Below are 25,083 nucleotides of genomic sequence, written 5' to 3'. Positions count from 1 at the left end.
GGTGTCCGCCTCCCCGAAAGATCAGTCCCATGCCTGTCCTCGACCGGATCGCCGCTTTCGCGGACGAGATCACCGCTTGGCGGCAGGACCTGCATGCCCACCCCGAGCTTCTCTACGAGGTCCACCGCACGGCGGGCTTCGTGGCCGACAAGCTCAGGGCCTTCGGCTGCGACGAGGTCGCCACCGGCATCGGCCGCACCGGCGTCGTCGGCGTCATCCGCGGCAGGGCGCACGGCTCGAACCGGGCGATCGGCCTGCGCGCCGACATGGACGCCCTCCCGATCCGCGAGGTCCGCGACCTGCCCTACCGCTCGACGGTGGAGGGGCGGATGCACGCCTGCGGCCACGACGGCCATACCGCGATGCTGCTCGGGGCCGCCCGTTATCTCGCCGAAACCCGCGATTTCGACGGTACCGCCGTGCTCATCTTCCAGCCGGCGGAGGAGGGCGGCGGCGGCGGCGAGGCGATGGTGCGCGACGGGCTGATGGAGCGCTTCGGCATCGACACCGTCTACGGCATGCACAACATCCCGGGCCTGGCGCTGGGGTCCTTCGCGATCCGGCCGGGCCCGATCATGGCCTCCACCGACCGCTTCACCATCACCATCGACGGCCGCGGCGGGCATGCGGCCCTGCCTCACCTCGCCATCGATTCCGTGCTGGTGGCGAGCCATATCATCGTCGCCTTGCAATCGATCGTCTCGCGCTCGGTCGATCCGTTGGAGGGGGCTGTGGTGTCGGTCTGTGCGATGGAGGCCGGCGAGGCCTTCAACGTGTTGCCGCACCGCGTCACCATGCGCGGCACCATGCGTGCGCTGGCAAAGCCGGTGCGGGCGGTGATGCAGGAGCGGATCGGCGTCCTCGTCACCCATGTGGCCGCTGGCTTCGGCGCCACCGCCAGGGTCGACTACAGCGGCGGCTATCCGGTGACCGAGAACCACCCGGTCGAGACCGGTTTCATGGCGGACGTGGCAGCGGGCATCGTCGGCGAGGACCGGGTCGACCGCGACGTGGCGCCGATGATGGCGGCGGAGGATTTCTCCTACATGCTGGAGAATCGCCCCGGCGCCTACATCTTCCTCGGCAACGGCGATTCGGCCGGCCTGCACCACCCCGACTACGATTTCTGCGATGCAGCCGCGCCCTACGGCGCTTCGCTCTGGGCGCGGCTGGTGGAAACCGGCTTGCCGGTCCGCGGATGAGCTACTGGCCCGCGGCGCGGCGCGACAGCGAGACCGCGTAGGCCGGCGAGCGGACCGCGAACATCGGGTCGTCGGTCGGACCGGCGATTCCGGCGGGCAGATCGACCACGGGGTCGAAGGTGTTGGCGTCACAGGTGGCGTTCGGCTCCAGAGCGGTGATCGCCAGGGTGCCGAGCTTGACGCTCTTGCGATTCTCCTCGGGCCACATCGCGGTGGGATCGCCGGTGGGGTCGCCGGCTTCGCTAAGGATGGCCACGAGGTCGAAGCTCGCCGGACCCTTGGCGAAGCGCTCCTTCAGTTCGTCGGCATAGAAGCTGTCGGGCTTCGCCTTGAGGTCCTCGTCCGAGAGGCCGAGCTGCCCGGCGGTGGCCACCGTCTTGAGCTTGACGACCGTGTTGTCGCCCTTGGCATTGGTCAGCGTGTAGGCATGGACGCCCCAGTAATCGACGCCGGCATAGCTCGCCGGGACCGGACGGGCGTTCAGCCAGGCGCTCTGCTTGGTCGTCTCGGGGTTGGCGGCGGCGAACGCCTTGATCTTGTCGGCGTCCGGCTTGCCGTCGGGCCCCGGGATGCGGACGGTGGCGAAGTCGAGCAGTTGCTTGGGCGTCTTGGCCGAGAATACCGGCGCCGAGATGATCACGAACACGAGGTCGCCGGTGGTGTCGGACAGGCGCATGGCGAAGCCCCGGGTCACGGGCTTGGCCTTGTCCGAGATCTTGGCGTTGCTGCCGCCCATCGAGAACCGGGCGGTCACCGGGACCGTCTTGGCGAAATGAGGGGCCTTTGTCAGGCTCGGCGCCTCGGTCGACGGGGTGAACGTGCCCTTGACGCAGACGCCCTTGGCGCCGCTGGCGCGCACGCCCTTCTGGTTTCCGGCCGTCGCGAATTGCGCGTCGACGATGGCCTGCGGCTCGGCGTCCTGGCCGAGCGCGGAGGTCGCCAGAAGGCAGGTGACGGCGAGCGCGCTGCCGCGTCCGATGAGTGCGAATGACATGATGTGGATCTCCCGATGGATCGGCGTGCCGTGCGGGCCGCATCACCGGGCCGCATCGGCGCCGGCGACGAATCGTAATTCGCCGCCCCGCTACCGGACGTTACCTTGGCAGGAGATCGATGGCGCGCAACTCACTTGCCCGTGTTTGAACCGATTCCAAGGATGAAACCGGGTCACTGCCCGGTCACGCGGAGCGGTTCGAGGTCCCGCCGAGGTTGAACACCCGGTGCGGCACCAACTCGCCGCGCTCGACGTCGCCCACTGCGACAAGGATCCCGCCGCAGGTGGCGAAGGCTTTGCCCTCCATCGGCGCGTCTCGTCCGCGCAGGATGACGGGCTGGCCCCGCATCAGGCGCAGGGCCATGTCGCGCGAGACGGGAACCGAGGGTACCGCGTCGAGGGCCGTCTCGACACCGTGGAGATGGGCGCCGTTGCCGTCGGGTCCACCGGCCTCCAGGGTCGCGACGACGCAGGATTCGGCTTCCGTGAAGGGACCGACGCGGGTACGGCGCAGGGCCGAGACGTGGCCACAGCAACCGAGCACGCGCCCGAGGTCGCGAGCGAGCGCCCGGACATAGGTGCCCTTGCCGCATTCGGCCTCGATGACCGTGCGATCCGGCGCGTGGTCGACGACCGCGAGGCGATCGATCTGCACGGACCGGGCGACGAGTTCCACGATCTCGCCGTCGCGGGCGAGGTCGTAGGCGCGCTCGCCCGCGATCTTGATGGCGGAATAGCGCGGCGGCACCTGCTCGATGGCGCCCGTGAAGGTCGGCAGCGCCGCCTCCACCGCCTCGCGGGTCGGCCGCGTGTCGCTGGTGGCGACGGGGCGCCCCTCCGCATCGTCGGTATCGGTCTCGATGCCCCAGGTGACGGTGAAGACGTAGGCCTTGCGCCCGTCCATCACGAAGGGAACGGTCTTGGTCGCCTCGCCGAGCGCGATCGGCAGGATGCCGGAGGCCAGCGGATCAAGGGTGCCGGCGTGGCCCGCCTTCTTGGCGTTGAACGCGCGTTTGACCACCGCCACCGCGTGGGTCGAGGTCATGCCCACGCCCTTGTCGAGGATGACCCATCCGTTGACGTCGCGCTTCTTCGGCCGGTTCGGATCGGGCGCCCCGCGACCCTGCCGCCGCCCGCCACGCTGCGGCTCGCGCATCGGCGTATCGGAGGGGAGGGCGGGCGGCTCGATCAGGGGGTCGTCGATCATGCTATCCTCGAAGCGGGGAACGGAACGCGGCCTGCGCGGCGGGCATCGATGGCCCGCGGGTGCCTGCGACCGGTCCCGGTCTGTGATTGTCGCGGTCGGGCCGGCGGTCAGGCCGGCTCCGAGTCGGGGTCCGGGCTCGCACCCGATTCGAGATCGCGCCTCACCTTCTCCGAACGCAGCAGGGCGTCGATGCGGCCGTATTCGTCGAAGGTCTCGTCGCGTAGGAAGCGCAGGTCGGGAGCGAACTTCAGGTTCACGCGCCGCGCCACTTCCTGGCGCAATACCTTCTTGTTGCGCTCGAGCGCGGCGATGACCGGCGCCTCGTCCTTGCCGCCGAGCGGCATGATGTAGGCCGTGGCGATCTTGAGGTCGGGCGACATCCGGACCTCGGGCACGGTGATGACGTGGGAACTCAGGGTCGGGTCCTGGACGTCGCCGCGCTGGAGCACCTCGGCCAGGGCGTGGCGGACCAGTTCGGCGACGCGCTGCTGGCGCTGCGAGGGGCCTGTCGGAGTGGGTTTCTGGGCCATGGTCAATCTTCAAAAGGAAACGGCGGCCGCAGCAGGGCTGCAGCCGCCGCAACGTTGATGCCCCAAGCCGTCAGAGCGTGCGGCGGACCTCTTCGACCCGGTAGCACTCGATAACGTCGCCGGCGCGCATGTCCTGGAAGTTCTCGAAGGACATACCGCACTCGTAGCCGGAGATGACCTCCTTGGCGTCGTCCTTCAGGCGCTTGAGCTGCGAGAGTTTGCCCTCGTGGATCACTACCTCGTCGCGGATCAGGCGGACATGGGCACCGCGCTGCACGACACCGTCGGTGACGCGGCAACCGGCGATCTTGCCGACCTTCGACACGTCGAAGATCTGCAGGATCTGCGCTTCGCCCAGGCGCTCCTCGCGGAGCGTCGGCGGGAGCATGCCCGACATCGTCGCTTTGATGTCGTCCACGAGGTCGTAGATGATGTTGTAGTAGCGGATCTCGACGCCGTTGCGCTCGGCCGACTCGCGGGCTTCCTTGTGGGCCCGCACGTTGAAGCCGATGACGACGGCCTTGGAGGCCTCCGCCAGCGTAATGTCGGACTCGGTGATGCCGCCGACACCCGCGAGCAGGATGCGGGCCGAGACCTCGTCGTTGCCGAGCTTCTCGAGGGCGCCGTTGATGGCCTCCACCGAGCCCTGCACGTCGCCCTTGACCACGAGCGCCAGTTCCTTGCGGCCGGCACCCTCCTTGAGGTCGCGCATCATGTCGACCAGCGAGCGATTGGCGCCGCCGGTCCGCGCGGCCAGACGCTCGCGCTTCTGGCGGGCACGGTACTCGGTGACCTCGCGGGCACGGGCCTCGCTCGGCACCACCGCGACGCGGTCTCCGGCATCGGGCGTACCGTTGAAGCCGAGCACCTCCACCGGCACCGACGGGCCGGCATAGGAAACGTTCTCGCCCTTGTCGTCGATGAGGGCGCGCACGCGGCCCCATTCGGCACCGGCCACGACGATGTCGCCGGTAAACAGGGTGCCGCGCTGGACGAGCACGGTGGCCACGGGGCCGCGGCCGCGATCGAGCTTGGCCTCGATCACCGTGCCCTCGCCGTCGCGGGTCTCGTTGGCGCGCAGGTTCAGGATCTCGGCCTGGAGCTGCAGACCTTCGAGGAGGTCGGGCAGGCCGTCGCCGGTCTTGGCCGAGACCTCGAATTCGAGCGTCTCGCCGCCCATCGATTCGACCTGGATGTCGTGCTGCAACAGCTCGGTGCGGACCCGCTGCGGATTCGCCTCGGGCTTGTCGATCTTGTTGATCGCCACGATGAGCGGCACGCCGGCCGCCTTGGCGTGGCTGATCGCCTCCACGGTCTGGGGCATGACGCCGTCGTCGGCCGCCACCACCAGCACCACGACGTCGGTCACCTTGGCGCCACGGGCGCGCATCGAGGTGAAGGCGGCGTGGCCGGGGGTGTCGATGAAGGTGATCATCTCGCCCGAGGGCGAAGCGACCTGATAGGCGCCGATGTGCTGCGTGATGCCGCCGGCCTCGCCCGAGACGACGGTGGTCTTGCGGATCGCGTCGAGCAGCGAGGTCTTGCCGTGGTCGACGTGGCCCATGATCGTGACGACCGGGGGACGGGGATCGAGATCCTCCTCCAGGTCCGGCTCGTCGTTGAACAGGCCTTCCTCGACGTCGGACTCGGCAACGCGACGGACGGTGTGGCCGAGCTCTTCCGCGATGATCTGCGCCGAATCCGAATCGATCACGTCGGTGATCTTGTGGATCTGGCCCTGCTTCATGAGCAGACGGATCACGTCCACGGCTCGCTCCGACATGCGGTTGGCGAGTTCCTGGATGGTGATCGTCTCGGGAATGGTCACCTCGCGAGACAGCTTTTCCTTCTGCTCGACGTGGCGGTTTCCACTCATGCGCTGCTGGCGCCGCCGGAAGGAGGCGACGGAGCGCGTGCGCTCGTCCTCTCCCGAGGTCGCCGTCGCGATGGTGAGACGGCCGCGATTGCGGTCGCCGCCCGGCTGCTTGGGGGTCTTGGGCGGCGTGATGATCTTGAGCGGCATGCCCGGACGACGGATCACGCGCTTCTGCTCGCTCTCCTCCTCGGCGGCCTGCGGGCGGCCCGGAACGCGGGCCGTGGTGGCAGCGGCGCCGGCCGGACGCGTGGCGGTGGCGGCCGTCGGGGTCGCCTCCGGCTCGGGCGCCGGGGCGGGGCGTGCCATGAAGTTCAGGTCGCGGGGCTTGCGCGTATCGGCCGTGATGGTCTTGCGCGGCTCGGCCGGGGTCGGCCTGGCGGTCAAGGGCGGCCGTGCCGCGGGTGCGGCGGGACGGGCAGGCGCCGCCGGTGCGGCGGGAGCCGGAGCCGCTGCGGCCGGGCGGGCCGGAGGTGCCGGCGCGACACGCACGCTGGTCGGCGCCTGCGGCATCGGCGTCGTCGCCTTGGTCGGCGCGGCGGCCGGCGTCGTGGCGGTCACCTCGGCACTGCGGGCGGCCTCCTCGCTGGCGAGCTTGCGCGCCTCCTCGGCGGCGCGACGCTTCTCTTCCTCTTCGAGGCGGCGGCGCTCTTCCTCTTCACGCTTGCGCGCAGCGGCGGCGTCACGCTCGCGCTGTTCGGCGGCTTCCTGCTCGCGGCGCTGGGCGGCCTCCTGCTCGGCGATGCGGCGGGACTCCTGCTCGCGACGCTGGGCGTCGGCCAGGGCGGCGGCGCGGGCATCCCGCTCCTGCTCGCTCAGGGTCCGCAGCACCACGCCGGAGGCGGCACGCTGCGCCGGGCGCGTCGGCGCCGGGGCGGCCGGCGGAACCGTACGCGACGGGGCCGCCGGGACCGTTTCCCGCGGCGGCGTGGCGGGCGCCGGAGACGCCCCGATGACGCGGCGCTTCACCGTCTCGACCACGACCTGCTTGGTGCGGCCGTGGGAGAAGCTCTGGCGAACCGTGCCCTGCTCGATCGGACGCTTCAACGACAGCGGCTTCGCGGGAGGTCTCGTCTGCGTCTTGTCGCCCGGATTGTTCGTATCGCTCATTCAGTCCAAACCCTGAGGGTTTCCATCGTCCCGTGAACCGGCAAACTGCTGTGCGCCGGGCAAATCCGTCTGGTCGTCGTCTTGCAGATCGGAGGCGGTTCGCCCAACGCGGGTCGTACCGGCCTCGTCGGCCGTCGTGGCAGCGCCCTCGAAAAAGCGAAGCCTACGCCAACGCGCAAGGCAGCCGGTACTCCCGACTCCTGCGACGAGTGCCGCATGTATCACATGATCCCGGCCCAAGGCCATGTCCAATTCTTCACTGGACAGATCATCGATCACCGGGACGCTGAATATGGCATCGCCGAAGCGCCGGTGCAATGCCGCCGCGATCTTACGGCGGCCGTCCGCACTCCCGTCGGAGGCCTGGATCACCCCGGCGATGCCGGCCTTGTCGCCGATCGCCGACTCGACCTTGGCAAAGCCCGCCACGACGCACCCCGCCTTGTTGGCGAGCGACAGAGACTGGCGCAGGTCCGCCCGCAGGCCGGCCGCGACCTGATCGGCGAGATCCGCCGCGACCGTCGCGTCCTTCGTCTTGAAGGCGCGCAGGAACAGCTTGCGCTTGACGGCGGTCTCCACCGCCTCCCGGCTCACGGTGAGCCAGGCCCCGCGCCCGGGAAGCTTCGCCCGCAGGTCGGCCACCACGGACCCGTCGGGCGCCAGGACGAACCGGACCAGCCGGCGCGGATTCTGCGCCACCCGCGTGACGATGCAGGTGCGCTCGGCGTCGGCCCGGCCGCGGCCGAGACCCGGATCGAGCAGGTCGGCCTCGGTGTCGTCGGTGGGTTCGGCCGTCATGCGGTGATGCCGCCGTTGAATGGGATGTGGATGACGCGAGCGTGCGAAAGGAGTTTTCTCCCTTCGCGGGGAGGAACCGTATGTGGGGGTGGCCGGGCCCGCATGGCGCGGACGCGAACACCCCGGCCCCCGTCTCCGCAAGGAGAGGGGAGCGGCCGCTACACCGGCTGCGCTTCGGCGTCGTCCTCCGTCGCCTCGGGCTCGGGCAGCGCCTCGATCCAGCCGGCATGGAGGCGGGCAGCCATGATCATGCCCTCGGCCTCGGCGCGGGAGACTTCGAAGCCGTCGAGGTAGCCGGCGTGCTTTACGGCCTCCGGCCCGCGGCCTTCCGTGTAGCCGACGAGATCGTCGGTGGCGCAGCCGGCGAGGTCCTCGACCGACTTCACGTCGTTCTCGCCCAGCGCCACCAGCATCGGCGTGGTGATGCCGTCGATCTCGCGAAGGTCGTCGGCGACGCCGAGCTCGAGACGCTTGGCGTCGAACTCCGATTCGACCCGGGCGAGGTGATCCTGGGCGCGAGCCTGGATCTCGGTGCCGCTCTCCTCGTCCAGCCCCTGGATGTTGCCGAGTTCGCCCGGCTCCACGTAGGCGATCTCCTCGACGGTGCGGAACCCTTCGGCGGCCAGCAGCTGGCCGACCGTCTCGTCGACGTCCAGCGCCTCCATGAACACGGCGGTCCGCTCGGCGAACTCCTTCTGCCGGCGCTCGGATTCCTCGGCTTCCGTCAGGATGTCGATGTCCCAGCCGGTAAGCTGGCTGGCCAGCCGCACGTTCTGGCCGCGACGACCGATGGCCAGCGAGAGCTGGTCGTCGGGCACCACCACCTCGATGCGGTCGGCCTCCTCGTCGAGCACCACCTTGACGACTTCCGCCGGCTGCAGCGCGTTGACGATGAAGGTCGCCTGGTCCTCGGACCACGGGATGATGTCGATCTTCTCGCCCTGCAACTCACCGACCACCGCCTGGACGCGGGAGCCCCGCATGCCGACGCAGGCGCCGACGGGATCGATCGACCCATCGCGAGAAATCACCGCGATCTTGGCGCGCGAACCCGGATCGCGGGCGACCGCCTTCACCTCGACGATGCCGTCGTAGATCTCCGGCACTTCCTGGCCGAACAGCTTGGCCATGAACTGCGGGTGCGAGCGGCTGAGGAAGATCTGCGGCCCGCGCACCTCGCGGCGCACGTCGAACAGGTAGGAGCGGATGCGGTCGCCCGGCCGGAAGGTCTCGCGGGGGATCATCTCGTCGCGGCGCACGATGCCTTCGCCGCGCCCGAGGTCGACGATGACGTTGCCGTATTCGACCCGCTTGACGAGGCCGTTCACGATCTCGCCGATGCGGTCCTTGTACTCGTCGAACTGGCGGTCGCGCTCGGCGTCGCGGACCTTCTGCACGATGACCTGCTTGGCCGACTGCGCGGCGACGCGCCCGAAATCGAACGGCGGCAGGGTATCGGAGATGACGTCGCCCACCAGCGCACCGGGGTTGAACCGCCGGGCCTGGTCGAGGGTGACCTCGCGGGCGTCGTTCTCGACCTGATCCACCACCACGAGGTGGCGCGACAGGCGCAACGCCCCGGTCTTCGGGTCGATCTCGGCGTGCACGTCGGTCTCGGCGCCGTAGCGCGAGCGGGCGGCCTTGGCGATGGCCTCCTCCATGGCGTCGATGACGATGGAACGGTCGATCACCTTCTCGCGCGCGACTGCTTCGGCGATCTGCAGGAGTTCGAGCCTGTTGGCGCTGACGACGGCCATCGGTTTTCGTCCTTCTCTTCGTCGGTGAGACGTATTCGCCGCCCCGCATTGATGCGGGGCGACGGAAAAAATCAGTGGAGCTTGCCGTCGTCCTTCACCCGCACAGCCTTGGTGCGGACGGGCTTGGCCTTGTTCCTGGCCTTGGCGGCGAGGCTCGCTTGCGTTTCGACCTTGTCCGGCTTCGGCTTGGCCGAGGCCTTGGGCTTGAGCGGGCGCGAGACCGTCTTCTTGGGGGGCGCCGGTTCGGGCACCGCCTCGATCTCGTCGGCGTCCACGTCGTCGTCCTCGTCATCGTCGAGGACGGGTGGACCGCCGCGGCGCAGGGATTCGCGCACGAGATCGTCCGTGAGCACGAGATAGGCGTCGCCGAGGTCCCGAAGCGGCAGGTCGATCCGGCTCGGCAGCCCCTCCTTCACGTCGGGCAGATCGATCGGCACCGTCCGCCCGTCGGGGTTGGGCACGCCGATGATCCCGCGAAAACGCTTGCGGCCGTCCAGCGGTACGGCCAGTTCGACCTTGGCCTCGTAGCCCGCCCAGCGTGCGAAATCGCAGGCCCGCACCAGCGGCCGGTCGATCCCGGGAGACGAGATCTCGAGGTAGTACGGCTTGCCGATGGGGTCGTCGAGGTCGAGCAGCGGCGAGATCGCGCGGCTCACGATCTCGCAATCGCCCACCGACATGGTGCCGTCCGGCCGCTCGGCCATGATCTGGACGGTGCAGCCGTTGGCGCTCGACACCCGCACCCGCACGACACGGAAGCCAAGGCCCTCGATCGAGGCCTCGATGACCTGCACCACCCGCGCGGCGACGCCCGTCTCGGTGATAAGCCGCTTCTCGGTGGGGTCCGTGTCTGGAATATCCGCCATGCTGCGCTTTGAGGTCCGGCCCTACGGGACGTTCCGGCCCGGAAGGCGTTGCGGCAATAAAAAAGAGCGGACCCGGTGGGGCCCACTCCCGAACCGCAGCCTTACGACTGCAACCAGAACTGATCCCGTTTTGTACGCGCCCCGGCGCCTGGTTTCAAGCGGTTTTCCCGTGGCCGCCGTCCGCGATCATCATCTCGCCGCGTCGGCCCCCGATGCACCGGGCCGGAGCGAGCCCGAGGAGGAAGTGGACGATGACGGCAGACCCGCGATTCGGCCCCGACCCGGACTGCCTCCATCCGATCCCCGGGCACCGGCGTGTGACGTTCATCCGCAATCTCGACCTGCCGGCCAACGTCACGGTCGGGGCCTATACCGACTACGACGATCCGGCCGGGCGGCAGGCCTTCCTCGACGCGATTCTCTACCATTTCGCCTTCCTCGGCGACCGCCTCCGGATCGGCCGGTTCTGCGCCATCGCGGCGAGCACGCGCTTCCTGATGAACGGCGGCAACCACCGGCTCGACGCGCTCTCGACCTATCCCTTCGTCATCTTCGGCGGCGCCTGGGCCGGACGTTTCTCAAACGAGGCGGCCTTCCCCCCCATCGCGGCGACACGGTGATCGGCAACGACGTGTGGCTCGGCTTCGAAAGCACCGTCCTGCCCGGGATCACCATCGGCGACGGCGCGATCGTGGCGGCCAAGTCCGTCGTCACCCGCGACGTACCGCCCTACGCCATCGTCGCCGGTAGTCCGGCGACGCTCGTCCGCATGCGCTTTCCGCCGGAGATCGCCGAGCGCCTGCAGGCGGTGGCGTGGTGGGATTGGGACGTCGCGCGGATCACGCGGTGCCTGCCAGCGATCAGCGGTGGGGACGTGGCGGCGTTGGAGATGGAGGCGGCCGGAGATCTGAGTGTTAGGTAGGCAGCCCCGTGCGACGACAAACGCCCGATCGTCGTCTTGGGCTTCGGTAAACCCACCGCTGCAGGCCCTTGGGCACAAACCGCCGATGGTGCTCCTCGATCTAGCCAACGCCTTCGAGCGGAAACGCATTTCGCTGCCAATGCGGCTCCAACGGGCTCCCGACGAGGTTTTCCGCCTCCCATTGCGCCAGGAGGGAACAGAGCGCGGCGCGGTCCCCGGAGCGCAGCGGCTGATCCAGGGCGCGAAGGCGGTCGTACACGCGTTCTTCCGCCGGGTTCTCCGCAGGTTGCCCCCCGACACGATGAGCTTTCAACTCAGACAGGAGTTCTCGCGCTCTTTCGATCTCACCGAGCGCGAGGCAAGCGCCCAGATGCCAGTAGTGATTCAAGTAACCGCTTCGCTGCGGGTCGTCGCGCTGGAACTCCAGACACCCGCGCGTCGTGTCCAGGGAGCGGAACAGCGGCAGAACATCCCCCTCGATGCGATCGACAAAATCCCCGTTGATCGTTGGATCGGACCAGATCCAGCCCCATCCGCCCGGGAATCGCTTGGACCGGCCGACGCGATCGCCGCAACGCCCCAGACTGGACCAGGATGTCGTCTCGGGCATGAAGTACGCGACGATATGCCAGCTAATGGCACAGCTGTCGGGATCGGATGTCCGATCGATCAGGATCAACCGCCCGACGTGATCGATCGGTGTGAGCCACAGGCTGTTCTTTCCGGCGGCCACGAGATCGGGATTGCGTGCAAGAAGCGGCGCCGAGAGCTCCTTGATCTGGCGAGCGGTCGTCATGGTTGTGGGCGGACCTGAATCATGATGATGCCTCTCGATGTCGGGAAATGCCGCTTTGCGGTTCTGGCCAGGACGAGGGCTCGATCGTAGCTGAGGCCTTCTTGGCCGGTCTTGGGATCGTATACGCAGACCATCTGGTCCGGCGTCAGCTCGGAGATGTCGAGCCGCGTCGAGTTTCTCGCGCCGTAACGTATTTCGTTTCCGGTTGTCTTGTCCAGTGAATATTCAGTCCTGATCTCGGGATAGTTTCTAGCTTTGAATGTCTTTTGAACATCTAAATGAATGAGACTTCCAAGTCTCGTCTTGTCGAGATTTCAGTTCGCTGCCGTCAGGCGTCGCGTCGCCTCGTCGGTCACGGCCTAGACCTCCTCGCTATGCGGGCAGAATTGGTGGAGGGTGGATAGATCGACCGGTCCGACCCACACCTTCGAATACTTCTCGCCCTCGTCCGGTTCGAAATCGTACCGCAGGGCAATCGAGCCCCGTTCCTTGCCGAGGCCGGCGGATCGCGCCGCGAGAACCGTCAGCAACATCGCCCCGGCTTCGAGCGTCGCGGCAAGGGCGGGCGCGACGAATGGCAGGGCCGGCAGGAAGGCCGGCCGCACCGTCGCTTCCGGCGCGGTGCCATCGGTCGCGAAGGTCGAGCGCGACAGAATTTCGCCGGTCTGCCCATCCCGAATGGTCTGGGTCTCGCCGGAGTTCTCGAAGATTCGGCTGTCTCCGTCGGGGGTGACGACCGTGTGGTGTTCGTCCCATTCGTCACGCCCGAACCGGATGCGGAGGGTGAGAACCTCGCCGCCGTCCAGCATCGTCCGGTGCTCGGTCGTCTCGCCCGAAATCGGAGCGTCAGGACCCGCCTGTCGACCCCCTCCGGAGCCGCCGTCCGACGTCCAGCGGCCGCCGTCGCTCTGGCCCGCCGGAGCGCGGGGCTGATCGGGGCTGTACTTGCGGCTCAGGGAGCGGCGGAGGCGGACCAGCTTGGTCTCGGTCTTCAGCACCGCGAGGAGCAGGCGCAGGTCACGCGCCTCGGTGGCTGGTCCAGACAAACCCCGACGTTGGATCTCTGACACGGCGATCTCCAAGTTCATGTTTTGTTCTCACTTTTGCGAGTTTATAATAGGAAATAAATAGATGGTAATGTGCCGTCCACCGACTGTCCCGCCCAACGAAAAACGCCGCCCCGCGAACGGGACGGCGTCACCGGAGACCGGATCGATCCCCGTGCCCCCAGGGGGGCACAAGGGGGTCGCCGACGTCAAGCAGCTTGCTTGGACGCACCCAGGAGCTTGCGGTTGATCAGCATCTCGGCGATCTGCACGGTGTTTAGCGCCGCGCCCTTGCGCAGGTTGTCCGAGACGCACCAGAACGACAGGCCGTTGTCGACCGTCGAATCGGCACGGATGCGCGAGACGTAGGTGGCGTCTTCGCCCGCCGCCTCGTGGGGGGTCATGTAGCCGCCGGGTTCGCGCTTATCGACCACGAGGATGCCCGGCGCCGAGCGCAGGATGGCGGTGGCTTCCTCGGGCGAGATCGGGTGCTCGAACTCGACGTTCACCGCCTCGGAGTGGCCGATGAACACCGGCACCCGCACGCAGGTGGCCGTGAGCTTGATCTTGGGATCGAGCATCTTCTTGGTCTCGGCGACCATCTTCCACTCTTCCTTGGTGGAACCGTCGTCGAGGAAGACGTCGATCTGCGGGATGACGTTGAAGGCGATCCGCTTGGGGAACTTCTCCATGGTCATCTGGCCGGCGGTGAACACCGACCGGGTCTGCTGGAACAGCTCGTCCATGGCGTCCTTGCCGGCGCCGGAGACCGACTGGTAGGTCGAGACCACCACGCGCAGGATCTTGGCGACGTCGTGCAGGGGCTTGAGGGCCACCACGAGCTGGGCCGTCGAGCAGTTCGGGTTGGCGATGATGTTCATCTTCGTGAAACCCGAGATCGCGTCCGGGTTCACCTCGGGCACGATCAGCGGCACGTCCGGGTGGTAGCGGAACGCCGAGGAGTTATCGATCACGACGCAGCCGGCCTGGCCGATACGGGGCGACCATTCCTTCGAGATCTCGCCGCCCGCCGACATCAGGCAGATGTCGGTGTCGGAAAAATCGTAGTCGTCGAGCGCCTTCACCTTCAGGATCTTGTCGCCGAAGGAGACCTCCTGGCCCATGGAGCGGCGCGAGGCGATGGCCACGACCTCGTCCGCCGGGAAGGCGCGCTCGGCGAGGATGTCCAGCATCTCGCGTCCGACATTGCCCGTCGCACCGACGACGGCGACCTTGTAACCCATCTCGTTCACTCCGTTTCCTGAGGATGCCCGGCGACCGGACCGCGGCGATGCCGCGGCTCCCGGACGTGTCGTCGCGTCCCCGCATTCGGTCGCCCACCGCGCCACGTACCCGGCTCGCTGTCACGCGACCCGGCTCGGGTCCACGCCGCCGGCTATCGAGACGTGCGAACGTCTCCGCACGGGACGCGGGGCGGACATCGGCCCAACCAAGACGCCGTGCTCCGGTGGCTGTCAAGGGACGTCGGGTGCCTGCGAAGGAAGCGTTCACCGCGATGCGGGAAAGATGGTGTCTCGAATGCCCGGTGAAACCCGATGGCATCCGCGGGGGCGCCATACCGCGAGGCCGAGGACGACACGCACGTCGTCGGCGAGAGCCAGCCCGCGAGACAGATGACCCCACGCGCCGCATCCCCGCTCGTCCCCGAACGCGGCCTTTCGGCGCCTCGCCGCGGATTGCCGTGGCGCTCCGTGAGACGGGCGGGCGTCGCCGTGGCGCTGGTCGCCGTCCTCAGTGCCTTGGCCGTCGAGCGGGAGGTATCCCGGTCGACCGATGCCCAGCCCCAGGCAGGGGTGGCGCAGGCGTACACGCCCTGGGCCGCCGTCCCCGCGCGTGCCGCCATCCCAGACGCACCCTCGCGATTCAGCCTCGACGAGGCCGACCCCACGGCCCCCTCCCGGCTCGATCCGGCCCGGCGCGACCCGGCGACGGGACGGCGCGAGGACGGCCTCAGCCAGGGCTCCTTTGCAGACCACGAGACGCCGTACCTGCGCCTCGTGGTCGTGGACGGTCCTGCCGACGAGGCGCCGGCGCTGTTCGTGACGATGGTCCGGCGCGCGGCGGACGGCCCGTCGCTCTTCGTCTCCCGCACCGGCGAGCGCGGGCGCATCGACAGCCGATCCGGCCCCCTGGAGACCCTCGAGGCGAAGCTGACCGCGCTGCCTGACGGCGACGGCAGCCGGACCTGCACCGGATTCACCACCCGGCCGCCGGCCGCGATCCGGATCGAGGGGTGGCTGTGCGCGCCCCTCGGTCAGGCACCCGAGCCGAGCGCGATCGCCTGCGCCCTCGACAAGCTGGTTCGGAACGGCCAAGCTTCGATCGCACGAGGCGACGTGGCGGGGATCGTGGCGCGGGCCACACCCCGGGAAGGGACGGATTGCGGCGCGCCGCCCGCCGCCACCGCCCACACCGGATCGATCGGCCGGCCCGCTAAGCGCAATGAGGCAAGAGTGCGGCGAAATGCGCAAGCGAGGCCTTAAGTTGCAAACCTGGGCCTTAAGCTCGGAACAACGATCGTCCTGATACGTCTTTCTCCCATGATCGGGCGGCGAGGCCCAAGGCCCCTCCGCTCACCGACTTCCAGACACGAGGTGCTTCCATGCGCGTTGCCGCTCTCGCCCTGATGGGCGCTCTCACCGTCGCCGGGTCGATCGCCGGCCTCGGTACCGTCACCCCGGCCCAGGCCCAGTCGCGCGGCTACACCGTCGAGCGCGTCGGCCCGGCCCTGCCGATCCGCATCCGTCCGCGCAGCTGGCTCGATGGCAGCAACGTGGTGGAGCCCGGCAACGGCTCGGTGAGCAACCCGGCCACCAACCCGCAGTTCATCACCGCCAGCTACCTGAACACGCCGCCCTACGGCCGCAATGACCGCTTCGGCGCCGGCAACATCTCCGATCCGATCACCAACGGTCCGTTCGTGGGCGCCCGCTCCAGCGCGATCCGCGGGGTCGACTTCTCGGCTATCGACGTGATCGACCCGACCTCCTACGCGGCGCGCTACGGCAGCCCGTACTGACCCTGACGCAACGTTCCACGACGTGCCGTGAAGGCGTCGGCCCCAGCGGGCCGGCGCCATTTCTTCGTTGCCGTCAGCGCAGGCGCGCCGCCAGCGCGTCGGCGACGGCCTTGCCCATGGCGGCCGTGCCGATAGCGGCGATCCCCTCGCCGGCGATGTCAGCCGTCCTGGCGCCCGAGGCGAGGGTGTCGGTGATGGCGCGGTCGACGAGATCGGCGGCCTCGCCGAGGCCGAACGAGTAGCGCAGCGCCATGGCCAGGGATCCGATCATGGCGATGGGGTTGGCGATGTCGCGGCCGGCGATGTCGGGGGCCGAACCATGGACCGGCTCGTACAGCGCCTTGCGGCTGCCCTTTCCGTCGACGGCGCCCAGGGAGGCCGAGGGCAGCATCCCGAGGGAGCCGGTGAGCATCGCCGCCACGTCCGAGAGCACGTCGCCGAACAGGTTGTCGGTCACCAGCACGTCGAACTGCTTGGGGCGCCGCACGAGCTGCATCGCGCAATTGTCGGCCAGCACGTGCTCGAGCGTCAGGTCGGCATGGTGCTCGGCGTGGACGCGGGTGACCACCTCCTTCCACAGCACGCCCGACTTCATGACGTTGTGCTTCTCGGCCGAGGAGACCCGGCCCGATCGCTTGCGTGCGAGGTCGAAGGCCACATGCGCGATCCGCTCGATCTCGGCGGTGGTGTAGACCTGGGTATCGACGGCACGCTTGGAGCCGTCCGGCAGCGTGGTGATCTCCTTGGGCTCGCCGAAGTAGACGCCTCCGGTCAACTCGCGCACGATCATGATGTCGAGGCCCTCGACGAGGTCGCGCTTAAGCGCCGAGGCATCGGCCAGCGCCGGGTAGCAGATCGCCGGGCGCAGGTTGGCGAAGAGGCCGAGGTCCTTGCGCAGGCGCAGCAGGCCGGCCTCGGGACGGATCTCGTAGGCCACGGTCGCCCATTTCGGCCCGCCGACGGCGCCGAGCAGGATCGCGTCGGCCGCATCGGCCCTGGCCAGCGTCGCATCGGCGAGCGGGACGCCGTGGGCATCGATCGCCGACCCGCCGACGAGGTCGCGCTCGATCTCGAAGCGCGCGAGACCGGCGCCGCTCAGCACGCCGAGCACCACCTCCACCTGGGCCATCACCTCGGGGCCGATTCCGTCGCCGGGCAGGAGGAGGAGCTTGTAGCTGGTCATGGCGGGGCACTCGCTGACGGGATGATCACGGCACCGCGCGGCTGTAGCGAGACCGTCCGGCCGTTGGCAAGGGAGTGGGCGCTCCCCCGCCGCCCGTGACCCGAGGGTCCGCCGTCCCGAACGATCAATGGCCGCCGCGGGTCAGCGTCGCGCCGGGCTTGTCGTGACGGCCGACGCGGTCGACCAGACTGGCCGTTGCCTCGTTCATGCCGACGATCTCCACCGGCACGCCCTGATGACGGAACTTGAGCACGACGCGGTCGAGGGCGTCGATGCTGCTGATGTCCCAGAAGTGTGAGGCGGTCAGGTCGATCGCCACGGCGGCGAGGTCTGTTTCGCGAAAGTCGAAGGCGGCATGGAACGCCTCCGCCGTGGCGAAGAAGATCTGGCCCGTCACGACGTAGCGCCGCCGGTTCGACGCCTCGTCGCGGTGCGCGGTGACGGAGAAGAACCGCGTCACCTTGTGGGCGAAGAACAGGCCGCTCAGGACGACGCCGAACAGCACGCCCTTGGCGAGGTCGTGGGTGACCACCACCACGACGACGGTGCCGAGCATGACGAAGCTGGAGCTCTTGGGGTGGGTGAGCAGCGTGCGCACCGACTTCCATTGGAAGGTGTTGATCGACACCATGATCATCACCGCAACGAGGGCCGCCATGGGGATCCGCGCCACATAGGGTCCGAGCACCACGATGAGGAAGAGCAGGAACGCGCCCGCCCAGAGGGTGGAGAGCCGGCCCCGCCCGCCCGAGGAGACGTTGATCACCGATTGGCCGATCATGGCGCAGCCGGCCATGCCGCCGAAGAAGCCGGCGGTGACGTTGGCGAGGCCCTGGCCGGCGCACTCGCGGTTCTTGTCGGAGGTGGTGTCGGTCATCTCGTCGAGGATCGCCGCCGTCATCAGGCTCTCCAGCAGGCCGACCATGGCGAGCGTGAGGGCGTAGGGCAGGATGATCCGCAGGGTCTCCAGGGTGAGAGGCACCTGCGGCAGGGCGAACCACGGCAGCTCGTCGGGAAGCGCGCCCATGTTGCCGACGGTGCGCAGATCGAGCCCGAACCACATCGAAACGCCGGTGAGCAGGACGATGGTGACGAGGGGGGAGGGGACGGCTTTCGTCAGGTAGGGAAGGCCGTAGATGAGGCCGAGGCCGACCGCCGTCATCACGTAGACACCGGTGCCGCGCCCGATCAGCTCCGGCATCTGCGCGAGGAAGATCAGGATCGCCAGGGCGTTGACGAAGCCGGTGACCACCGAGCGCGACACGAAGCGCATGAGGTCGCCCAGGCGAAGCAGGCTCGCACCGACCTGGATGAGGCCGGTGAGGATGGTCGCGGCGAACAGGTAGCCGAGGCCGTGGTCCTTCACGAGAGTGACCATCAGGAGGGACATCGCCCCCGTGGCCGCCGAGATCATCGCCGGCCGCCCCCCGGCGAAGGCGGTGACGACGGCGATGCAGAACGAGGCATAGAGCCCGACCTTGGGGTCGACGCCGGCGATGATCGAGAAGGCGATGGCCTCCGGGATCAACGCCAGGGCGACGACGGTGCCCGCCAGGATTTCACGCGTGACGTTGGGAGCCCACTCGCTCCGGAGGTGCTGGATCGACATCGGAATAAACGGCTTTCGAGAGCCCCGCGCGCATCGCGCCGGCAGGGGCCAGGCATCACGGACCCGGCCGCCGCTGGCGGGCCGGGCGAACGACTTCAGACGACGCGGCCGCTACGGCGGCGTCAGCCCCAGGAAGTCGATGAACCGTTTGAGATGCATGGCGCTCCCATACCACGCCCTTGCCGCGACGCAACATCGCCGGGCGTGGCGGGAGTCCGCGTCAGACCGTCCGCATCACCGTGAAGCGCGCTGCCTGACGCAGGGTCTCGGCCTTCTCGCCCCAGGAGACGACGGCCGCGTCGCAGACATCCACCAGCCGGTCGCATTCGGCCCGTGCGCCGTCCAGGCCGAGCCGGTCCACCAGCGTCGCCTTGCCGGCGTCCTTGTCCTTGCCGGTGGCCTTGCCCATCGCCTCGGGCGAGGCCTCGCGGTCGAGGATGTCGTCGGCGATCTGGAAGGCCTGGCCCAGGGCCAGACCGTAGCGCAGCAGCGCCGCGCGCTGGTCCGAGGTCGCGCCGCCCACCAGGGCGCCGGCGTCCACCGAAAACGCCAGGATCGCGCCGGTCTTCATGGCCTGGAGCTGGAGCGTGTCCTCGACGGTGAGCGACACCGGCCCGAACCGGCCCTCGGCGCCGAGGTCGAGGATCTGGCCTCCGACCATCCCGCCGAGGCCCGAAGCCCTGGCCAGACCGAGCACGAGGTCGGCCCGGATGGCCGCCTGGGGCTGCCACGTCGGGTCGGCCAGGATCTCGAAGGCGAGGGTCTGGAGCGCATCGCCGACGAGGATCGCGGTGGCGTCGTCGTAGGCCTTGTGGACGGTGGGCTTGCCGCGGCGCAGGTCGTCGTCGTCCATGGCCGGCATGTCGTCGTGGACCAGGGAATAGCAGTGGACGAGCTCGATCGCCGATCCGGCGGCCAGGGCGCCGGCCTCGTCGCCGCCGAGCATGCGTGCGGTCTCCACCGCCAGGAACGGGCGCAGGCGCTTGCCGCCGCCCAATACAGCATGGCGCATCGCCTCCATCAGCCGCGCCGGACGGACGATCTCGCCGGTCTGGGTCGCGTCGCCGAGGCGTTCGGCGAGGAAGGCCTCGACGGCGTCGGCCGTCGCGCCGAGCTTGTGGGTAAAGGCCTGCGTCGCGGCATCCACCTTGACCGAAGCGTGCGATGGTTGCGTTGAACTCATGGTCGGTCTTTCGACGGTGGCGGCGAGGCGAGCGGGTGTTGCGTGTGGTGAGACGCGATCAGGACGACGAGGAGGACATGGGGCGCACCCTCGAGCGGGCCGGGCGCCGGAGCGGGGGATTGCGGCGCATGGTCGGCGTGGTCATGCTGCTCCCTCTCCTCCTGCTGGTGTCCGTCGTCGGCCTCGCGCTCGTCTATAGCGCGGTGACGCCGCCCTCAACCCTGATGCTGGGGCGATGGTTGACGCTCCAGCCCGTGGCGCGCGACGCCGTGGGCCTCGACGCGATCTCGCCCCTGCTCGTCCAGGCGGTGATCGCATCGGAGGACCAGCGTTTCTGCCAGCACGGCGGCGTCGACTGGGGCGCCCTGCGCGACGTGGTCGACGACGAGGAAGGCCCGAGCCGGGGCGCCTCCACGATTTCGATGCAGACGGTCAAGAACGTCTTCCTCTGGCCGGGCCGCTCTGTCGTCCGCAAGGCCCTGGAAATTCCTCTGGCCATGGTTGTCGACACGCTTTGGGGTAAGGTCCGCGTCCTGGAAGTCTATCTCAACGTCGCCGAGTGGGGGGAGGGGGTGTTCGGGGCGGAGGCCGCCGCCCAGCGTTGGTTCGGCAAGCCCGCCCGCGCGCTCACCCGCGGCGAGGCCGCGCTGCTGGCCGCCGTTCTGCCCAACCCGATCCTGCGCAATCCGGCCCTGCCGTCGCGGGGCGTGCGGGCGCAGGCCGCGCGCATCCAGGCGCGAATGAATGCAGTCTCCGGCCTGATGGGCTGCTTGAAACGCTGACGGTTTTGACGGGACGGGCACTGGTGCACCGCTCGGCGATCGGCGATACGGCCAACCTGCCTGTTCCGGATCGCGTCTCCCCATGCTCTGTCGCCCCCGCGTCGCCCTCGCGCTCGCCTTGTGTGCCGCCCTGAACGCCCCGCAGGCGCTCGCTAACGACAGTGCCGCCGAACTCGATGCCGGTGGCCTCGTCCTGGTGAAAGACCCCGAGGTCGCCCTCGTTCGCGAGGATCTCACCATCGGCCTCGACCGGATCACCGTGCGCTACGTCTTCCGCAATCGCTCGGCGGCCGCGCGCACCCTCAAGGTGGCGTTCCCGCTTCCGCCCATCGATGGCGCGGAACTGACCAGTTCCGCGCAGAGCCTGCCGGACGAATCGAGCCCCAACTTCGTCGGGTTCACCGTGACGGTGGACGGTCAGGCGCTCACGCCGCAACTCGAGGAACGCGCCTTCCTGGGAGCCCGCGAGGTCAGCGATCTCCTGCGCAAGCACGCCGTTCCCCTCAATCCCATGCGCCGGGACGCCTATGGAGCGGCGGTGGCCAAGCTCACGCCGACGGCGAAGGCCGAACTCGCCGCCGCGGGGCTGATCCCAGAGGACGAGGGCCCCGATGGCGGGCAATGGCGCAGCGAGGCCAAGTTTTATTGGGATCAGACCTTTCCGGCCGGGCGCGATCTCGTCATCGAGCATGCCTACCGACCGGTGAAGGGCAGCATCCTCATCGGACGCAGCGACCTCGACGACCGCGCCTTCCGCCAGCGCTACTGCCTCGATGATGCCGGCGTCGCGGGCGTGCGTCGGTTTCTCGCCGAAAAGGGCAAGGACGATGCGGTGCGGGGCGTCGTGGTCCCCTACATCGTCACCACGGCGCGCAACTGGGCCGGGACCATCGGTACCTTCGCGCTGACCATCGACAAGGGGCATCCGAAGACCCTCGTGAGCCTGTGCCGGAACGGTCTCGTCAAGACCGGGCCCAGTACCTTCTCCTTCACCGCCACGAACTTCGTGCCCGATGCCGACCTACGGGTCCTCTACGTCTCCCAGGATGCGGAGGCTCTCGGTATCCGATAGAGCCAAGCTGGAATGCTTCTCGAAAGACCCCCGATGCCCGAACCGACACCGACCGAGCCGACCGTTGATCTCACTCTCGAGCGCATCGCGCTGATCCGCCGGATGGTGGTGGCATGGAACCCCGAGGGCGTGGGTGCCCCGATCGTCCATCCCGACGCGCCTTACGGCAGCGCCGACCGTGACGGCGACATCGCCAATGTCACCGGCGACGACGACGGCGCCGACGAGGAACACCGGGCGCTCGGCGATGCGCTGGCGGTGTTCGTCATACACGCCGTCCTCAAGCCCGGCCGCTACGCCTATCACAACACCCTGGCCAAGCTCGCCTCGGACGACGTCGGCGACGTGTTCCGCGACGAGGACACCGGGGAAACGCCCGAGCACATCACCTTCGACGTGACGGCCGAGCACCTGGCGCTGATCCCGGCCCTGGGAATCGTCTGGGACGAAGGCCGCGACATCCCGGCGGTCGATACGGATGCGCCCTACGGCGCCGCGCGAGACGTTCCCGGCCTCGGTCCGCTCCATCACGAGATGCAGCCGGCCCTGCAGATCTTCCTGCGGTACGCCGACCTCGGCCCCGGGTTGTTTCCGGCCAGACCGCTCGCGTGATGTGAAAGCCGGCGTCGGCCTCCAGCTTTCGCTCCGGGGGCGTCCGGGACTGACCGGGCGCCGGCCTCTTCGGTCCGGCGCGTTTATGCCCCCAGCACCTTCTTGCGCTGCGCCAGGGTCCGCAGCCGCAGCGCGTTTAGCTTGATGAACCCGGCCGCGTCGCGATGGTCGTAGGCGACCGCGCCCTCTTCGAAGGTGACGAGGTCCTGGTCGTAGAGCGAGTTCGGGCTCGACCGGCCGATGACGTGGATGCCGCCCTTGTAGAGCTTCAGCCGCACCTCGCCGGTGACCATCTCCTGGCTCTTGTCGATGAGGGCCTGGAGCATCTCGCGCTCAGGCGAGAACCAGAAGCCGTTGTAGATCAGCTCGGCGTACTGCGGCATGATCTGGTCCTTGAGGTGCGCGGCACCCCGGTCCAGCGTGATCGACTCGATGGCGCGGTGGGCCGGCAGCAGGATGGTGCCGCCCGGCGTCTCGTACATGCCGCGGCTCTTCATCCCGACGAAGCGGTTCTCCACGAGATCGAGGCGGCCGATGCCGTTGTCGTGGCCGAGCTGGTTGAGCTTGGCCAGCAGGGTGGCCGGAGACATCGCCACCCCGTCGATGGAGACCGCGTCGCCCTTCTCGAAGCCGATGGTGACCACGGTGGGGGTATCGGGCGCGTCCTCCGGCGAGAGGGTGCGCGAGTAGACGTAGTCCGGAACCTCGTCGGCGGGATCTTCCAGCACCTTGCCCTCGGAGGAGGCGTGCAGGAGGTTGGCATCCACCGAGAATGGGCTCTCGCCGCGCTTGTCCTTCGAGATCGGGATCTGGTGCGCCTCCGCGAAGGCGATCAGGGCTTCGCGCGAGCGCATGTCCCACTCGCGCCAGGGGGCGATGACGGTGACGTCGGGCTTGAGGGCGTAGTAGCCGAGTTCGAACCGGACCTGGTCGTTGCCCTTGCCGGTGGCGCCGTGACAGACCGCATCGGCCCCGACCCTCTCGGCGATCTCGATCTGCTTCTTGGCGATGAGCGGCCGGGCGATCGAGGTGCCCAGCAGGTAGACGCCCTCGTAGACCGCATTGGCGCGGAACATCGGAAACACGTAGTCGCGCACGAACTCTTCGCGCAGGTCCTCGATGAAGATGTTCTCGGGCTTGATCCCGAGGAGTTCGGCCTTGCGGCGAGCCGGCTCCAACTCCTCGCCCTGGCCGAGGTCGGCGGTGAACGTCACCACCTCGCAGCCGTATGTGGTCTGCAGCCACTTGAGGATGATCGAGGTGTCGAGACCGCCGGAATAGGCGAGGACGACCTTCTTGACGGTCTTGGGAAGCTCGGCCTGGGGAGTCTCGGACGTCATGGGTCTCGCTTCGCTCGACGGGTCGTGATCGGGGTCTCTTGGGCTTACCAGCCGGGCGATACGCCGTGCAACCGCCATGCCGCCCGTGCGTTCGCCCCCCCGAGACCGGTGACGCGCCGCCGCCTTGCGGCATAGGGTGCGTCACGCCACGGTACTTCCCGACCAACCACCCTGGAGAGGCGACGAATGGCGCGGCGGCCGACCCTGGAATTCTGGTACGAATTCGCGTCCACCTACTCATATCTGGCGGCGATGCGCGTGGAGGCGGCGGCGGCGGCGGCCGGCGTCGAGATCCGCTGGCGACCCTTCCTGCTCGGTCCGATCTTCGCGGCCCAGGGCTGGAATTCCTCCCCCTTCAACCTCTTCCCGGCCAAGGGCAAGGCGATGTGGCGCGACGTCGAGCGCGAGGCCGCCCGGCTGGCGCTGCCGCCGCTGACGCGGCCCAACCCCTTCCCCCAAAACAGCCTGAGCGCCACCCGAGCGGCCACCTACGGCATGGACCACGACTGGCTGGTGCCGTTCTCCAAGGCGGTGTTCGAGAGCGTGTTCGCGAAGGGCCAATCCATCGCGGAGCCTTCGGCGGTGGTGGCGCTCCTCGACGGCCTCGGCCTCGACGGCACGGTGATCCTCAAGGCCGCCGCCCTGGAGGCCAACAAGGGCCGCCTGCGGGTGAACGGCGAGGAAGCCCGCTCGCGCGGCATCTTCGGCGCCCCCACCTTCCTCACCGAGGACGGCGAATTGTTCTGGGGCAACGACCGCCTCGATCAGGCGCTGGCCTGGTCGGTGGGAGACCGCCCCGGCACGCTGCGCTGAGGCGCTCCCACCGGATCACGCGGGTCGCGCCTGCGCGGACCATGCAGGCGACCACCCCGGCCAAATGCCTGTCCGGGGCGTCGTGGTTCGAGGGATCGCACGGTTCGTTCGGCATTTGCCGCGAGGTCGCATCTGCGCAAGGCGGGGCCGGCAATCGCGCCGGCGGCCACGACCGCGGCGGTCCCGGGATCCGTGCCGCCTCGGCAGTCGGCGTCGACGCAGAGCAGCGAAGAAACGCGGGGCCGAGTCCGGTCGGCACGATCCGGCCGTGGCGTCACGGCGCACAACTCTCCGACAAGGACAATTTTTACTTCTGATATCATTTATTTTTTAAACCATCGCCAGACC

The 25,083-nt window shown here is 68.8% G+C and carries 22 protein-coding genes and 1 pseudogene; 9 read left to right on the top strand and 14 right to left on the bottom strand.

The features are described 5' to 3' along the window. Nucleotides 1-29: 29 nt before the first annotated feature. Nucleotides 30-1,202 carry a M20 aminoacylase family protein gene (locus ASG40_RS08610; RefSeq protein ID WP_055883657.1) on the top strand — a complete coding sequence of 391 codons (1,173 nt, stop codon included), beginning with the start codon at nt 30-32 and terminating at the stop codon, nt 1,200-1,202. Nucleotide 1,203: 1 nt separating this feature from the next. Here the strand turns inward: ASG40_RS08610 and ASG40_RS08605 are convergent, their stop codons facing one another. From ASG40_RS08605 to rimP, 7 genes are all read right to left on the bottom strand, one after another. After that, the gene (locus ASG40_RS08605; RefSeq protein ID WP_055883654.1) at nt 1,204-2,196 is read right to left on the bottom strand and encodes a catalase family peroxidase; all 993 of its coding nucleotides are present in this window, start codon (nt 2,194-2,196) and stop codon (nt 1,204-1,206) included. A gap of 184 nt (nt 2,197-2,380) precedes the next feature. Next, on the bottom strand, nt 2,381-3,403 hold the full coding sequence (truB, locus tag ASG40_RS08600) for a tRNA pseudouridine(55) synthase TruB (protein WP_055883650.1): 1,023 nt from the start codon (nt 3,401-3,403) through the stop codon (nt 2,381-2,383). Nucleotides 3,404-3,510: 107 nt separating this feature from the next. Next, complete coding sequence (gene rbfA / locus ASG40_RS08595) at nt 3,511-3,933, bottom strand: 30S ribosome-binding factor RbfA (protein ID WP_055883647.1); 423 nt, start codon at nt 3,931-3,933, stop codon at nt 3,511-3,513. A gap of 70 nt (nt 3,934-4,003) precedes the next feature. Further along, the gene (infB, locus tag ASG40_RS08590) at nt 4,004-6,916 is read right to left on the bottom strand and encodes a translation initiation factor IF-2 (RefSeq protein WP_055883644.1); all 2,913 of its coding nucleotides are present in this window, start codon (nt 6,914-6,916) and stop codon (nt 4,004-4,006) included. Continuing rightward, on the bottom strand, nt 6,917-7,714 hold the full coding sequence (locus ASG40_RS08585; RefSeq protein ID WP_055883641.1) for an RNA-binding protein: 798 nt from the start codon (nt 7,712-7,714) through the stop codon (nt 6,917-6,919). A gap of 158 nt (nt 7,715-7,872) precedes the next feature. Further along, nucleotides 7,873-9,471, bottom strand: coding sequence for a transcription termination factor NusA (nusA, locus tag ASG40_RS08580; protein ID WP_055883639.1), 1,599 nt, complete (start codon nt 9,469-9,471; stop codon nt 7,873-7,875). Nucleotides 9,472-9,542: 71 nt separating this feature from the next. Continuing rightward, nucleotides 9,543-10,337 (bottom strand): ribosome maturation factor RimP, encoded by a 795-nt coding sequence (gene rimP, locus ASG40_RS08575; protein WP_055883635.1) that lies wholly within the window; start codon nt 10,335-10,337, stop codon nt 9,543-9,545. Nucleotides 10,338-10,588: 251 nt separating this feature from the next. Between rimP and ASG40_RS22360 the strand changes: the two are divergent. Beyond that, nucleotides 10,589-11,259 (top strand): annotated as a pseudogene (locus ASG40_RS22360) (CatB-related O-acetyltransferase). A 100-nt stretch (nt 11,260-11,359) separates the two neighbouring features. Here ASG40_RS22360 and ASG40_RS08565 read toward each other — a convergent pair. From ASG40_RS08565 to ASG40_RS08555, 3 genes are all read right to left on the bottom strand, one after another. Continuing rightward, nucleotides 11,360-12,055, bottom strand: coding sequence for a hypothetical protein (locus ASG40_RS08565; RefSeq protein ID WP_055883632.1), 696 nt, complete (start codon nt 12,053-12,055; stop codon nt 11,360-11,362). Between the two features lie 359 nt (nt 12,056-12,414). Further along, the gene (locus tag ASG40_RS08560) at nt 12,415-13,143 is read right to left on the bottom strand and encodes a hypothetical protein (protein ID WP_156387632.1); all 729 of its coding nucleotides are present in this window, start codon (nt 13,141-13,143) and stop codon (nt 12,415-12,417) included. A 167-nt stretch (nt 13,144-13,310) separates the two neighbouring features. Continuing rightward, on the bottom strand, nt 13,311-14,345 hold the full coding sequence (locus ASG40_RS08555) for an aspartate-semialdehyde dehydrogenase (protein WP_055884641.1): 1,035 nt from the start codon (nt 14,343-14,345) through the stop codon (nt 13,311-13,313). A 468-nt stretch (nt 14,346-14,813) separates the two neighbouring features. On the opposite strand from ASG40_RS08555, the gene ASG40_RS08550 reads away from it, so the two are divergent. Beyond that, complete coding sequence (locus ASG40_RS08550) at nt 14,814-15,605, top strand: hypothetical protein (protein ID WP_244480569.1); 792 nt, start codon at nt 14,814-14,816, stop codon at nt 15,603-15,605. Nucleotides 15,606-15,724: 119 nt separating this feature from the next. Beyond that, nucleotides 15,725-16,141: a hypothetical protein gene (locus ASG40_RS08545; RefSeq protein WP_055883624.1), complete on the top strand. Its 417-nt coding sequence runs from the start codon at nt 15,725-15,727 to the stop codon at nt 16,139-16,141. A gap of 73 nt (nt 16,142-16,214) precedes the next feature. On the opposite strand, the gene leuB is transcribed toward ASG40_RS08545, so the two are convergent. The 3 genes from leuB to ASG40_RS08530 form a co-directional block, all read right to left on the bottom strand. After that, nucleotides 16,215-17,324, bottom strand: a complete 1,110-nt coding sequence (leuB, locus tag ASG40_RS08540; RefSeq protein WP_055883621.1) for a 3-isopropylmalate dehydrogenase — start codon at nt 17,322-17,324, stop codon at nt 16,215-16,217. A gap of 124 nt (nt 17,325-17,448) precedes the next feature. Further along, complete coding sequence (locus ASG40_RS08535; protein WP_156387631.1) at nt 17,449-18,933, bottom strand: SulP family inorganic anion transporter; 1,485 nt, start codon at nt 18,931-18,933, stop codon at nt 17,449-17,451. Between the two features lie 220 nt (nt 18,934-19,153). Then, nucleotides 19,154-20,116, bottom strand: coding sequence for a polyprenyl synthetase family protein (locus ASG40_RS08530; protein ID WP_055883618.1), 963 nt, complete (start codon nt 20,114-20,116; stop codon nt 19,154-19,156). Between the two features lie 77 nt (nt 20,117-20,193). On the opposite strand from ASG40_RS08530, the gene mtgA reads away from it, so the two are divergent. From mtgA to ASG40_RS08515, 3 genes are all read left to right on the top strand, one after another. Then, nucleotides 20,194-20,898, top strand: a complete 705-nt coding sequence (gene mtgA, locus ASG40_RS08525) for a monofunctional biosynthetic peptidoglycan transglycosylase (protein ID WP_200944232.1) — start codon at nt 20,194-20,196, stop codon at nt 20,896-20,898. An 82-nt stretch (nt 20,899-20,980) separates the two neighbouring features. Further along, entirely contained in the window at nt 20,981-21,970 is a 990-nt protein-coding gene (locus ASG40_RS08520; RefSeq protein ID WP_055883612.1) for a DUF4424 domain-containing protein, read from the top strand. 33 nt (nt 21,971-22,003) lie between these two features. Next, complete coding sequence (locus tag ASG40_RS08515; protein WP_055883609.1) at nt 22,004-22,582, top strand: hypothetical protein; 579 nt, start codon at nt 22,004-22,006, stop codon at nt 22,580-22,582. Between the two features lie 83 nt (nt 22,583-22,665). Here ASG40_RS08515 and ASG40_RS08510 read toward each other — a convergent pair whose 3' ends face one another. Continuing rightward, nucleotides 22,666-23,922 carry an argininosuccinate synthase gene (locus ASG40_RS08510; protein WP_055883607.1) on the bottom strand — a complete coding sequence of 419 codons (1,257 nt, stop codon included), beginning with the start codon at nt 23,920-23,922 and terminating at the stop codon, nt 22,666-22,668. Nucleotides 23,923-24,108: 186 nt separating this feature from the next. Between ASG40_RS08510 and ASG40_RS08505 the strand changes: the two genes are divergently transcribed. Then, nucleotides 24,109-24,735 carry a 2-hydroxychromene-2-carboxylate isomerase gene (locus ASG40_RS08505; RefSeq protein ID WP_055883604.1) on the top strand — a complete coding sequence of 209 codons (627 nt, stop codon included), beginning with the start codon at nt 24,109-24,111 and terminating at the stop codon, nt 24,733-24,735. A gap of 41 nt (nt 24,736-24,776) precedes the next feature. Further along, nucleotides 24,777-25,052, top strand: a complete 276-nt coding sequence (locus ASG40_RS21140) for a hypothetical protein (RefSeq protein ID WP_156387629.1) — start codon at nt 24,777-24,779, stop codon at nt 25,050-25,052. Nucleotides 25,053-25,083: the final 31 nt, after the last annotated feature.

This window comes from Methylobacterium sp. Leaf399, from assembly GCF_001424525.1.
GTDB lineage: Bacteria > Pseudomonadota > Alphaproteobacteria > Rhizobiales > Beijerinckiaceae > Methylobacterium.
The sequence above is the reverse complement of the archived record's forward strand: the minus strand, read 5'-3'. Positions and strand labels throughout refer to the sequence as shown.